We start from the raw sequence: 13,248 nt of genomic DNA, 5'->3' as shown, positions 1-13,248 counted from the left end.
TGCGACTGAAAACTGCGACTGAGAACTAGAATTAAAAAATGGAATTAGACGAAAAAAAATATTTATATCTCTTACTATTACTCCCAATTGTGGTGTGTATTTTCCTTTTCAATATGTATTGGAAAAGAAAAAAACAACGTGAATTTGGTGATTTAGACATGGTTAAAAAACTGAGTCCGGACCGATCTGTTTTTAAACCTGTTTTAAAATTATCGGTTTTGCTTTTGGCATTGGCGTGTTTAATTATCGGCTTGGTAAATCCGAAGATTGGAACAAAAATGGAAACTGTAAAACGTGAAGGAATTGATATCGTTTTTGCTGTCGACGTTTCTAAAAGTATGCTTGCCGAAGATGTGGCACCAAGTCGTTTAGAGAAAAGTAAACAATTGGTTTCGCAGATTATAAACTCTTTAGGAAGTGACAGAATTGGTATTGTGGCTTATGCGGGAAGCGCATTTCCGGTATTGCCAATTACATCTGATTACAGTGTTGCAAAAATGTTCCTTCAAAGCATGAATCCTGATATGGTTTCCTCACAAGGAACTTCTCTTGATGAAGCGATTAGATTATCAGCTAAATATTTTGACGAAAAAAGCAAAACAAGTAAACTTATAATTTTGATTTCTGATGGGGAAGATCATTCTGAAGGTGCTTCGGCGGCGGCAGAGGAAGCCAGTAAACTAGGAATAAAAATTATTACGATTGGTGTTGGAACAGAAAGAGGAGGAACAATTCCGTTAAGAGAAAATGGTATCGTTAAAAATTACCAGAAAGATCAAAACGGACAAACTGTTATTACAAAACTGAATCAGGAAGGATTAAAAACTCTTGCAACCAAAGGAAAGTATGTTTACGGCGGAAATACGAAAGAGGTTTTGGAATTCATCAAAAACGAATTAAACAAGATTCAGAAAACGGAATTTGAATCGACACAAATGGCCGATTTTCAATCGCAGTTTCAATGGTTTATTGGCTTTGGGTTCCTGCTTTTATTTGCAGATATTTTCCTTTTAGAAAGAAAAACAAACTGGATTAAAGAGTTGAATTTATTCAACGAAAAGAAATAAAGATTCCGCTCAAAATTCGGAACAAAAAATAAAAAAATTAGAATGAAAAATTTACTTCTTTATATTTTACTAACGCTTCCTTTTGCAGTTTCTGCTCAGGAAAAAGACAAGACATTGCCTGATGCCAATGAAGAATATAAGCAGAATAAATTTACTGAGGCTGAAGCTAATTACAGGATTTCGGCTTCAAAATTTTCAAAACGTGCAGCTGGCTCTTATAATTTAGGAAACTCGATTTACAGACAAAATCAGGCTTCTGAAGCAAAATATGCTTACGCGAATGCTATAAAGATTGCCAAAACAAGACCTGAAAAACACAAAGCTTTTCATAATCTTGGTAACGTTTTTATGAAAGAGAAAGATTATACGCAGGCCGTTGAAGCATATAAAGAAGCATTGAGAAATGATCCTACCGATGACGAAACGCGTTACAACTACGCTTACGCGAAACAGAAGCTAAAAGAAAATCCTCCTAAAAACGATAAAAACAAAGACAAGAATAAGGATAAGGACAAAGACAAGGATAAAAACAAAGATAAAGACAAGAACAAGGACAAAAACCAAGATAAGGACAAGGATAAAAAAGACGACAAAGGCGATAAGGACAAAGATAAAAAAGACGGTAAAAATGATCCAAAGAAAGACGATAAGTCTGACAACAAAGGAGAACCTAAACCGCAGCCTGGAGGAATTTCAAAAGAACGTGTTCAGAACTTGTTAGATGCTGTAAACAACGAAGAAAAGAAAATCCAAGATAAAGTAAACGCTCAAAAAATAAAAGGAAATCCTAAAAAACCAGAAAAAGACTGGTAGGATTTTAGGTTAATCGTTTATTTGTTAATCTGTTTATTCGGCAAAACTGTAACAATAAAACAGTAAAAAAAACGATTAAACAAATTAACAATTAAACAGTTAAACAAAAACTGACTAACAATTAATGAAAAGATATTTAATTCTATTACTGCTCACTTTTCAAGGGCTTATGGCTCAAGTTCAATTTGAAGCCAGAGTAAGCAAAAACACGCTTGGACTTAACGAAAGACTCCGCATTGACTTCATCATGAATGTCGATGGCGATAATTTTGACCAGCCTGCATTTGAAGGATTTAAACTTGTAGCCGGACCAAGCCAGCAAATAAGCCAGTCTTGGGTAAACGGCCGAAGCTCTTTTCAAAAAATATATTCTTATATTCTTCAGCCTGAAAAAAAAGGAACTGTTATTATTAAACAGGCTGCCATAGAATATAATGGACAGGTTTATAAAACAGCTCCAATAAAAGTTACGGTTACCAATGCTGTTGCGCAGGAAAGAGATCCTAATGATCCTAGACAACAAGGCGGCGGTTCTGGAAACGAATTATTACAATTAGTTGCCGAGGTTTCTAAAACAACTCCTTATGTAAATGAGCCTATAACGGTTGTTTATAAACTGTATTTTAATGAAATTGGTGTTACCGGATTTAGAGAAATTGCTAAACCAAAATACAATGATTTCTGGAATCAGAATATTGACATCACGCGATTGGTAATGGAAGAAGGAAGTTACCAGGGCCAGAGATGTCATTATGTAATATTAAAGAAAGCTATTTTATATCCGCAAAAATCAGGCAGATTAACAATCGCACCATTTTCATTAGATATTGGCGTGCAATTGCCAACAAATCGCCGCGATATGTTTGGCCAGATGATTATTGCTGAAGATAATAAAGTGGTAACAACAGGAGCCAGAACTATAAGCGTAAGACCGCTTCCTGAATCAGGAAAACCAGAAGGCTTTACCGGTGCAGTTGGAAACTTTAGTTTTAAAGTTACACCATCCAGAACAACGTTAAAAAGTGGCGAAGGTTTAGATTTACTTGTAAGCGCTTCAGGAACAGGAAACATGAAATTGTTTACGCTGCCAAAACCTGTTGTACCAAATGCATTAGAAATGTATGATCCTGTTCACGATGAAAAAGTAACTACTTCATTGTCTGGAATGTCTGGAAAAATATCAGACAAATACACTATTATTCCGCAGTACAAAGGAAAATATGCGATCAAGCCAATGACGTTTTCTTATTTTGACCTGAGTACAGGTTCTTATAAAACGATAACTTCTCCTGAAATTATGGTGGATGTTTTAGACGGCCCGACTTTGGCAGAAGCAAATCCTTCGACAGCGGCTAAAAACGTAATTATTAAAACAGAACAATTTAAATATATTAAGTCAAAAACGACTTTAGCATCAATTGCTAAAGATGATTTTTACGGCTCAGATTTGTATTATGCTTTATTGTTTTTCCCTTTTGCCATTATTCCAATTATAATTTTGGCTAAGAAGAAAAAAGAAGCAATTGACAGCGATGTAACCGGAAACAGAATTAGAATGAACAATAAACTTGCGAAGAAATATTTATCGCAGGCTAAAAAACAGCTTAATAATAAAGAGGCGTTTTATATTGCTCTGGAAAAAGCGATGCACAATTTCTTAAAAGCAAAACTGCATATTGAAACATCAGAAATGAGTAAAGACAATATTCAGGAACTGCTTTTATCAAGAAATTCAAATCCTGAAACGGTTCAGAATTTCATTAATCTGACCGAAAACTGTGAATTTGCACGTTATGCTCCGGCATCAAGCGCTTCTATTCAGCAGGATTATGACAAAGCTGTTTTGATTATTTCAGAATTAGAAAAACAGATCGTTTAATTTTTAACTTAAATTCAAACCCGACAGGTTTTAAAAAATTAATAATGAAAAATATATTATATCTCTTTTTATTAATCTCACAGGTTTTCTTTGCTCAAAGCAGCTTTGAAAAAGGAAATGCTTTGTACCAAAAGGGAGAATATCAGGAAGCTGTTCAGGTTTATGAAGATATTATTAAAGAAAACAAACAGCAGTCGGCAGAGTTGTATTTTAACCTGGCAAACAGTTATTATAAACTGAATAAGGTTGCGCCTTCTATTTACAATTATGAAAAAGCTTTGGTATTAAAACCAAACGATCCTGAGACTTTAAACAACTTAAAATTTGCCAAAAAACTAACAATTGATGAAATCAAGGAAGTGCCAAAAGTTGGTTTTGCAAAACTGATCCAGAACTTTACCGGCATTTTTGATTATAATCAATGGGCCAAGATTTCTGTTGCCATTGGTTTTGTGTTTTTGCTAAGTTTTATTGGATACTATTTTTCACAGCTTACAATTACAAAAAGAATTTATTTCATTGGAATGTTTATTCTTTTGGTTGCTTTAATTTTAAGTGTTTTTGCTGGAATGTCTGAAAAAGATCATTTTGACAACGATCGTCCGGCAATTGTTTTTGCTGAATTAAGCGAAGTTAGAAGTGAACCGCAAAAAGCGGGTTCAGCTATTATCCTGCTTCATGAAGGTGCAAAAGTTTATGTTATGGAAACGGTTGGAAAATGGAAAAAAATCGAATTAACAGATGGAACTGAAGGCTGGATTGATGGTACGACAATTAAGGAAGTAAAATAAAAGTTCAAAATATTTAAAATATAAAATCCCAAATTCCAACATAACAATTGGAGTTTGGGATTTTCTTTTTTGTAGAATTTCACCATATAAGTGAGATAAGAAAATTAAGTTTTGTGGTTAATTGGCGTTTTTATTTATAACACAGATTATCCATCCTAATGTTTCGTAGAGACGCACAGCAGTGCGTCTACTTCCAGCATATCGACAAACGTTACGCCAGACAAACTGTTTATTTTTGGAATTTAAAATAAAAATCTTTGTCGATCAACTTTGCGTAGACGCACTGCTGTGCGTCTCTACAGAATAAATTGTGCAAAAAATTCAAATAAAAAATCCCAAATTCCAAATAACAATTGGAATTTGGGATTTTCTTTTTTGGGATTTAAAATTAATTCACTGCATCAACTAATCGTACAAATTCTGCTCTGTAACCTTCGTCATCATTTGCTAAACCAGATTTTGCTAACTTTCTAATGTCTGCAGTAGACGAATTACTAATAAACTTTGAATCTTTCAATTTCAAACCAAACCATGCAACAGCCGTTGTAAATTTAAAATCAGAAGAACTATTATCTAATGAAATTTTTCGATTCGGAATTGTGTTTACGATTTCGATACTTTTATCACCATCAGGCTTTTTATAACGGAATTTAATTGTAGCCAATTCATCGCTGTAATTAGTTTCATCAGTTTTTACTTTTGTGTATTTTAAATCAGATGGAACATAATCGCTTTCAACACCAGTTGGAATAATTTCATAAAGAGCCGTTACCGTGTGTCCGCTTCCTAATTCTCCTGCATCAACAGCATCATTTTTAAAATCTTCGTCTTTTAATCTTCGGTTTTCGTAGCCAATTAATCGATATGCCTGAACATGTTTTGGATTAAATTCAATTTGGATTTTTACATCTTTTGCAATCGCAAACATCGAACCTTTAAATTCTTTTCCTAAAAAACGATTCGCTTCCTGAATATTATCAATATAAGCATAATTTCCGTTTCCTTTATCGGCAAGAATTTCCATTTTACTGTCTTTATAATTCCCCATTCCGAAACCCAAAACGGTTAGAAAAACACCCGATTTTCTTTTCTCTTCAATCAGTTTTTCCATATCATCATCAGTCGATGCGCCAACATTAAAATCACCATCGGTTGCAATTACAACTCTGTTGTTTCCTTCTTTAATGAAATTTTCCTGAGCTAATTTGTATGCTAATTCAATTCCTTCGCCGCCGGCTGTGCTTCCACCCGCGCTTAATTTATCAAAAGCATCCATAATTTCATCTTTTTCATCACCAGAAGTCGGTGATAAAACAACTCCGGCAGAACCTGCATAAACCACAATCGAAACTTTATCCTGCGGGCGCAGTTCTTTTACCAAAATCTTCATCGATTCTTTTAATAATGGCAGTTTATTAGGCTCATCCATAGAACCCGAAACATCAATTAAAAAAACAAGGTTTGAAGCAGGCATATTTGTCATTGGAATATTTTTTCCCTGTAAACCTATTTTCAACAATAAAGAATTTTTATTCCACGGACTTTCGCTTACTTCGGTATTGATAGAAAACGGATTTTGTCCTTCTGGCTGTGGGTATTTGTATTTAAAGAAATTCATCATTTCTTCGATACGAACGGCATCTTTAGGAACAGGCTGACCTTCGTTTATAAATCGGCGGATATTGGTATAAGATGCATTATCAACATCTATGGAAAAAGTAGAAAGAGGAGATTTTTTTGGAGACTCAAAAGGATTTTCTTCGAGTCCGGCGTAACTTTCAGTATTAAGTTCTGAAATATTTTCTTCAGGAATTTCATCAGAAGCAACAGCAGTCGAATCTACTGTTTCATAGGCCGCTGCATTGTATTTTTTACAACTTGTCAAAACAAGAAAAAGGAATGCTAACAAATAAAATGGTTTATTTTTCATTTAAAATAAATTTTAGGAATTAATAATTTGATTTTTTCTTTCAAATAACAACTAGCATTCCGGATGTACTAAGAAAATTATCTGCAATTTCCGGCAATCCAAATTTGATGCCAAGATTCCTAACAATTAAACATGAAGATATTTCACCATATAAGTGATATAAGAAAATTTAAGTTTGTTTGTGATTAAATTAATATTTTTATTTATAACACGAAGTATCATCCCGGCATATCGTAGAGACGCACAGCAGTGCGTCTACGCCCAGTATATCGGCAAACGTTGTATAAAACGCAAAATTAAAAGGTATAAATTTTCTCAGGTATAACGCAATAATCTAATTTTACATCAGATTCAAAAACGTCATCGATTTGATTTACGGATTCGAAAAAAGAAAGGCCAATTTTTATCGTTTCCGGTTTACAATTGGCTAAAAATTTATCATAAAAACCTTTTCCGTAACCAATTCTATTTCCACAAACATCAAAAGCCAAAAGCGGTACAAAAACAACATCAATATTTTCTACCGGAACAGGAAGTCCGTTTACGGGTTCAGGAATATTGTATTCATTTTTTTTGATTTTGGTATTATCTGTCAATAAAAAATGAGTCATTTCTCTGGTTTCAAAATCGCTTTTTGAGATCACGATTTCTTTATCTTTTCCGGAAAGTAAATGCAGAATAAACTCGGTATCAATTTCTTTTTGTTCCAAAATTGGAAGAAAAACATGATAATACGTTTTATCCCAAATGGGCAATTGAATTAAATTATTGGCTATAGCCAGACTTTTTTCTTCGATATCACTTTCAGAAAGTTGTTTTCGAAGATTTTTATATTCAAATCTTAATTCTTTTTTACTCGTCGTCATTTACAGGAGAATTTTTAGAAATGTGATAAATCGCATCGCCTTCATAAACAATTGGCGAGTGATTGGCATTAATAACATATCCGTCGTGCGGCGCTTTTACTTTTTGCTCAAACTTTCCAAACGGATCTGTAATAATCGCTAAGATAGTTCCTTTGGTTACAAATCTTCCAACCATATTATAATCATGAAGCAAACCGGAACATTTTGCACGAAGCCAAACAGAATATTTTATATAAATTGAAGATTCTAAAGCAGGTTCTACAATGTGTTTTGGATCGAGCATACCTAAATAATTCAGTAAACGCATTACTCCTTTTATTCCTTCATTGGCAACAGCATCATTTATATCAAGTGATTTTCCTCCTTCAAAGAGCAGCATTTTTATATTGGCTTTTTCACAGGTATTTCTAAAAGAACCTCCAATATTTTTAGAATATAAAGTAAAAGGAGCATTAAAAATATCAGCCAGTAATTTCAATTCCATATTATTTTCGGTAATTCTAATCTGCGGAACATTAAAACGGCTGGCGCCTCCAGCATGAAAATCGACAGCATAATCAATAATTGGTAAAATCTGCTCAACGATATGATACGCAAATCGGCTTGCGAGAGATCCTTTTTTACTTCCCGGAAAAACTCTATTTAAATCACGTCCGTCTGGAAACTCGCGGGATTTATTCACAAAACCATACATATTGATAATGGGAATGCAAATGATCGTTCCTCTTTGCGGACGATTTATTTTTTTGCTGATGATTTGCCGAACGACTTCTACTCCATTAATTTCGTCACCGTGAATTCCTGCCGAAAATAAAACAACCGGACCTTCAAGCTTGGAACGACGGACAATTACAGGAATATTAAGTTTTGTTGTAGTATGTAATCGCGCTATTTCGACGTTTATGGTTTTATGTTCTCCCGGCAAAATCGATTCGCCAAAAATAACAAGGGGCTTACTATTTTTCATGTAGAATTATAAAATCTAAATATAGAAATTATTCTTTTGATTTCGTAAATTTGAAACTAAATCACTGTTAAGCTTTTTTCAGAAACTAGAATGGTTTTTGAAAACGCTTTTCAACTATCTTCAGAAACAAAACAGAATGTCAAAACCGTCCTTAGATCTACAAATTCTCACCTTGCCGGACAATCCCGGTGTGTATCAATATTATGATAAAGACGGGAAGATTTTATATGTAGGCAAAGCCAAAAATTTAAAAAAAAGGGTTTCTTCCTATTTCAATAAAATTCACGATACGGCCAAAACAAATGTTTTGGTTCGAAAAATCGTGACTATAAAACACATTGTAGTTCCCACTGAAACCGATGCGCTTTTATTAGAAAACAATTTAATCAAAACATTACAGCCAAGATATAATGTTTTGTTGCGCGATGATAAAAGTTATCCCTGGATTTGTATAAAAAAAGAACCTTTTTCGAGAATATTTTTAACGAGAAGAATGGTCAAAGACGGATCTGAATATTTTGGTCCGTACACTAATTTCAAAATGGTTCATACCATTCTGGATTTAATTAAAGAATTGTATCCGTTAAGAACCTGCAATTACGATTTAAGCAAATCAAATATCGATTCGGGTAAATTTAAAGTTTGTCTGGAATATCATATTGGCAATTGCAAAGGTCCTTGCGAAGGTTTAGAATCTCTTGAAGATTACCAAAGACAAGTCGATGCAATTCGCGAAATCTTAAAAGGAAATTTTAAAGAAAGTTTGAAAGATTTTAAGCGTTTAATGAATCAATATGCGCAGAATTTACAATTTGAAGAAGCACAAAAAATCAAAGAAAAAATAGATGTTCTGGAGAATTACCAATCAAGATCAACGATTGTAAATCCGAAGATTACGAATGTTGATGTTTTTTCGATTGTTTCAGATGAAAGTGCGGCTTATGTCAACTTTTTACAAATTTCTCACGGTTCAATTATCCGTTCGCACACTTTAGAAATCAAGAAAAAACTAGACGAAAGCGACGAAGAATTATTAGAACTGGCGATTATAGAACTTAGAGAGCGTTTTCAATTATTATCAAAAGAAATTATTGTTCCGTTTGAAATTGATTTGGGCGAAAAAATAAAAGTAACCGTTCCGCAGCTTGGAGATAAAAAACAGATTCTGGATTTATCGATTCGAAATGCAAAATTCTACCGAATCGAGCAGTTGAAACAATTGCAGATTGTAGATCCTGATCGTCACGTTAATAGAATTATGGCGCAGATGCAGAAAGATTTACGTCTTCCGGTTGAGCCTCGACATATAGAATGTTTTGATAACTCAAATATTCAGGGAACAAATCCTGTTGCGGCCTGCGTCGTTTTTAAAGACGGAAAAGCAAGCAAAAAAGATTACCGACATTTTAATGTAAAAACGGTTGAAGGCCCTGACGATTTTGCTTCGATGACCGAAATTGTATATCGTCGTTACAAAAGATTATTAGATGAAAATGAACCTTTACCGCAATTAATAATTATTGACGGTGGAAAAGGACAATTGTCTGCGGCTTTAAAAAGTATTGATGAATTAGGTTTGCGAGGGAAAATTGCGATTATTGGAATTGCAAAACGTCTCGAAGAACTTTTTTATCCGGGCGATTCGATTCCGTTATATCTGGATAAAAAATCAGAAACATTAAAAGTAATTCAGCAGTTACGAAATGAAGCGCATCGATTTGGAATCACTTTCCATAGAGATAAACGAAGCAAAGCAGCTCTTAATTCTTCGGTAGAAAGTATTCCGGGAATTGGCGAAAAAACAATGCTCACGTTAATACAACATTTTAAAAGTGTTAAGAGATTGAAATTAGCTTCTGAAAAAGATATATCTGATGTTGTCGGCGTATCAAAAGCGAAAAAAATTGTCGAATTTTATCATCCAAAAGAAAATTAATTCATTTTGAAAAAGCTCTTTTTACCTATTTGTTTATTCTTCGTTTTTTCTATTTCGTATAGTCAAAATGAAGTTTCGGTTATACAAAAAGACAAAAGTAAATTTAAAATACGTTTTGAAGATGATTTTGAAACATTGAAAATAAAAAATTCTAAAACGGGGCAAATTCAAGTCATAAACAATCTTGAGGCTTCAATAACAGGAAAGCAATCCAGGCTAGAAGTTAACGATTTTAATTTTGACGGGTTTACAGATTTTGCTTCTTTTCATACAGATGATGGTATGGGAGTCTATACAATTTATGAGATTTTTATTTTTAATCCGAAGACAAAACAATTTGACAGTTTAAATTTTCCATCAAACTTTAGTCCTAAATGCGATATGTTTTGCGATGTGAAAATTGATAAAATTAAAAAGACACTTACATCAAGCTGCAGAGGCGGCGCAAGAAATCATACCGATGTTTGGAAATACGATAAAAACAAAAAATTAATACTTTCAAAAACACAATCATATTAAGATAAAATCTAGTATAAAGCCGAAAAAATTGCCGACTTTTACAAAACCAATTACTTATTTTTTATGCGCCTAAGCAAGCTGTTAATTTTAAAAACTCAGTCAACAGGATTTTCTCCCGTTCCGAAAAGTATCGGAACCATTTGGGGTGCGGCATTGTTATTTTTTGTGTTTTTATTGCTGCCCGAAAATTCATTTTCGCAGGAAATAAAACAAGACAGTGTAAAAAAAAGACCTAAAATTGGTTTGGTTTTAAGTGGCGGCGGCGCCAAAGGTTTTGCGCATATTGGTGTTTTAAAAGTTTTGGAAGAAGCCGGAATCAAAATCGATTATATTGGAGGAACCAGCATGGGTTCTGTAATTGGCGGATTGTATGCTTCTGGTTACAACGCTTCGCAGATTGATTCGATTTTCAAAAGAACTAATTTCGATGAATTAATAAACGATTATATTCCGCGTTCCTCAAAAAACTTTTACGGTAAAAAAAATGACGAATTATATGCGATCGTTTTACCGTTTAGCAATTTCAGAGTCGGTATTCCCGAAGCACTTTCAAAAGGAATGTACAATTATAATTTGTTGAGCAGTTTAACGAGAAACGTTCGTCATGTTCGTGATTTCAATAAATTGCCAACTCCGTTTTTATGTATTGGAACCAATATTGAAACGGGTGAAGAAGTACTTTTAAATAAAGGAAATCTGGTTCAGGCCATGATGGCAAGTGCTGCCTTTCCTTCCCTGTTTACTCCGGTTGAAATCGACGGAAATTTATTGGTCGATGGAGGCGTTGTAAACAATTATCCAATTAAAGAAGTTCGTAATCTGGGTGCCGATATTATTATTGGTGTTGACGTTCAGGACGATTTAATGAAGCGAAAAAACCTAAAAAACGCTACCAGAATCTTGGTTCAGATTACTAATCTGCAATCTATAGATAAAATGAAAAGCAAAATAAAGGATACCGATGTTTACATAAAACCGGACATTCGTGATTTTGGTGTAATTTCATTTGACAGAGGCGAGGAAATAATTCGAAAAGGAGAAGAAGCTGCTTTTGCCGTTTACGAAAAAATTAAATCGCTTGTAAACGAAGACAACTTTTATAAAAAACCGAAATTAAAAATCGCTTCAGATACTCTTGAAATCAAGAAAATAAATAGTGACCAGTTAGATAATTATACCAAAGAATACATTCGTGGTAAACTTCGTTTTAAGCCGGGAAGCACTATTACATATGATGATTTGAAAACCGGAATAAACAATTTGAATGCGACTCAAAACTTTAGTACGATTTCGTATTGTTTACAGCCAGACGGCAATCAGGATGATTTAGATTTGGTATTAAAAGAAAATCCAACGCAGACTTTTTTAAAGCTCGGACTTCATTATGACGGACTTTACAAAAGTGCTGTTTTATTAAACCTTACTCATAAAAAGACATTTTTAAAAAATGATGTTACTTCACTGGATATTATTTTAGGAGATAATTTTAGATACGATTTAAACTATTATGTCGAAAATGGTTTTAATATTAGCTTTGGTTTCCGTTCAAGATTGAATCAGTTTAACCGAAATGTAACCACAAGTTTAAGCGGACTGGTTTCAGAAAATCCAAATTTAAAACTGATTAATGTTGACTTTTTAGATTTGACTAATCAGGCTTATTTTCAAACCATTTTTGTACAAAAGTTTTTAATGGGCGGCGGTTTAGAATATAAATACCTAAAAATAAACTCGCCTACACTTAGTAATGAAGAAAACATAATAGACAAAAGCAGTTATATCAGTGCGTTTGCTTATTTAAAATACGATTCGTTTGACGATAAACATTTTCCAAATTCGGGATTGTATTTTTCTACAGATTTGCAGACTTATTTAGCTTCGTCTGATTATACCAACAAATTTAAGCCATTCTCGATTGCAAAAGCAGAAGTTTCTTTTGTTAAAACTGTATTTAGAAAAGCGACCATTAAAATTGGAGCCGATGCCGGATTTAATATTGGCAGCGACAGCGTTCCTTTTTTCGATTTTATACTTGGAGGTTTTGGATACAACAAGATTAATAACTTCAATTATTTCTACGGATATGATTTTTTAAGCATTGCCGGAAATAGTTTTATAAAATCAGATATTACTTTAGATTATGAGATCCTAAAAAAGAATCATATCAATATTACGGCAAATTTCGCCAACATTGGAGATGATATTTTTACGACAGTCGATTGGATTTCAATGCCTAAATATTCCGGTTATTCTGTAGGTTACGGATTAGAAACTATAATTGGCCCAATCGAAGTTAAACAATCCTGGTCGCCTGAAACTTCAAAAAGCTTTACATGGTTTAGTATAGGATTTGCCTTTTAAGCTGATTTTTTAGAAATATTTTATGTTATAAATAATATAATATGTAATTTTGATCAATAAAAATTACGACATTTGTCATAATGAAAACAAATTGGACAGGTTTATTAGAGTATCTTCAA

10 protein-coding genes are annotated in these 13,248 nt (G+C 33.4%); 7 read left to right on the top strand and 3 right to left on the bottom strand.

Annotation, left to right across the window (positions count from 1 at the left end; genetic code table 11):
- The first annotated feature begins 38 nt into the window (after positions 1-38).
- The 4 genes from J2Y38_RS15310 to J2Y38_RS15295 all read left to right on the top strand — a co-directional run bounded on the left by J2Y38_RS15310 (position 39) and on the right by J2Y38_RS15295 (position 4,550).
- Complete coding sequence (locus tag J2Y38_RS15310) at positions 39-1,067, top strand: VWA domain-containing protein (RefSeq protein ID WP_309844124.1); 1,029 nt, start codon at positions 39-41, stop codon at positions 1,065-1,067.
- Positions 1,068-1,109: 42 nt separating this feature from the next.
- Entirely contained in the window at positions 1,110-1,880 is a 771-nt protein-coding gene (locus J2Y38_RS15305) for a tetratricopeptide repeat protein (RefSeq protein WP_309844121.1), read from the top strand.
- A gap of 124 nt (positions 1,881-2,004) precedes the next feature.
- Complete coding sequence (locus J2Y38_RS15300) at positions 2,005-3,759, top strand: BatD family protein (protein WP_309844120.1); 1,755 nt, start codon at positions 2,005-2,007, stop codon at positions 3,757-3,759.
- 44 nt (positions 3,760-3,803) lie between these two features.
- Positions 3,804-4,550, top strand: coding sequence for a tetratricopeptide repeat protein (locus tag J2Y38_RS15295; RefSeq protein ID WP_309844118.1), 747 nt, complete (start codon positions 3,804-3,806; stop codon positions 4,548-4,550).
- Between the two features lie 388 nt (positions 4,551-4,938).
- Here the strand turns inward: J2Y38_RS15295 and J2Y38_RS15290 are convergent, their stop codons facing one another.
- The 3 genes from J2Y38_RS15290 to J2Y38_RS15280 all read right to left on the bottom strand — a co-directional run bounded on the left by J2Y38_RS15290 (position 4,939) and on the right by J2Y38_RS15280 (position 8,313).
- Complete coding sequence (locus J2Y38_RS15290) at positions 4,939-6,480, bottom strand: VWA domain-containing protein (protein WP_309844116.1); 1,542 nt, start codon at positions 6,478-6,480, stop codon at positions 4,939-4,941.
- Positions 6,481-6,776: 296 nt separating this feature from the next.
- On the bottom strand, positions 6,777-7,346 hold the full coding sequence (locus J2Y38_RS15285) for a 5-formyltetrahydrofolate cyclo-ligase (RefSeq protein ID WP_309844114.1): 570 nt from the start codon (positions 7,344-7,346) through the stop codon (positions 6,777-6,779).
- Positions 7,333-8,313: a succinylglutamate desuccinylase/aspartoacylase family protein gene (locus tag J2Y38_RS15280; RefSeq protein WP_309844112.1), complete on the bottom strand. Its 981-nt coding sequence runs from the start codon at positions 8,311-8,313 to the stop codon at positions 7,333-7,335. Before J2Y38_RS15280 ends, J2Y38_RS15285 begins: the two co-directional genes overlap by 14 nt.
- A 136-nt stretch (positions 8,314-8,449) precedes the next feature.
- Between J2Y38_RS15280 and uvrC the strand changes: the two genes are divergently transcribed.
- The 3 genes from uvrC (at position 8,450) to J2Y38_RS15265 (ending at position 13,129) form a co-directional block, all read left to right on the top strand.
- Positions 8,450-10,249, top strand: coding sequence for an excinuclease ABC subunit UvrC (gene uvrC / locus J2Y38_RS15275; protein WP_309844111.1), 1,800 nt, complete (start codon positions 8,450-8,452; stop codon positions 10,247-10,249).
- A 6-nt stretch (positions 10,250-10,255) separates the two neighbouring features.
- A complete protein-coding gene (locus J2Y38_RS15270; RefSeq protein ID WP_309844107.1) occupies positions 10,256-10,768 on the top strand; it encodes an XAC2610-related protein in 513 nt (170 codons plus the stop codon).
- A 63-nt stretch (positions 10,769-10,831) separates the two neighbouring features.
- Complete coding sequence (locus J2Y38_RS15265; protein ID WP_309844105.1) at positions 10,832-13,129, top strand: patatin-like phospholipase family protein; 2,298 nt, start codon at positions 10,832-10,834, stop codon at positions 13,127-13,129.
- Positions 13,130-13,248 lie beyond the last annotated feature (119 nt).

The organism is Flavobacterium sp. 2755 (assembly GCF_031455715.1).
GTDB lineage: Bacteria > Bacteroidota > Bacteroidia > Flavobacteriales > Flavobacteriaceae > Flavobacterium.
Note: the sequence above shows the minus strand (reverse complement) of the source record. Positions and strands in the feature narration are given on the sequence as shown.

Bases quoted from the DNA above. Each gene is read 5' to 3' on its own strand.
- J2Y38_RS15305 (WP_309844121.1), top strand. From the start codon at position 1,110: ATGAAAAATTTACTTCTTTATATTTTACTAACGCTTCCTTTTGCAGTT.
- J2Y38_RS15265 (WP_309844105.1), top strand. From the start codon at position 10,832: ATGCGCCTAAGCAAGCTGTTAATTTTAAAAACTCAGTCAACAGGATTT.
- J2Y38_RS15290 (WP_309844116.1), bottom strand. From the start codon at position 6,480: ATGAAAAATAAACCATTTTATTTGTTAGCATTCCTTTTTCTTGTTTTG.
- J2Y38_RS15295 (WP_309844118.1), top strand. From the start codon at position 3,804: ATGAAAAATATATTATATCTCTTTTTATTAATCTCACAGGTTTTCTTT.
- J2Y38_RS15300 (WP_309844120.1), top strand. From the start codon at position 2,005: ATGAAAAGATATTTAATTCTATTACTGCTCACTTTTCAAGGGCTTATG.
- J2Y38_RS15285 (WP_309844114.1), bottom strand. From the start codon at position 7,346: ATGACGACGAGTAAAAAAGAATTAAGATTTGAATATAAAAATCTTCGA.
- J2Y38_RS15310 (WP_309844124.1), top strand. From the start codon at position 39: ATGGAATTAGACGAAAAAAAATATTTATATCTCTTACTATTACTCCCA.
- uvrC (WP_309844111.1), top strand. From the start codon at position 8,450: ATGTCAAAACCGTCCTTAGATCTACAAATTCTCACCTTGCCGGACAAT.
- J2Y38_RS15280 (WP_309844112.1), bottom strand. From the start codon at position 8,313: ATGAAAAATAGTAAGCCCCTTGTTATTTTTGGCGAATCGATTTTGCCG.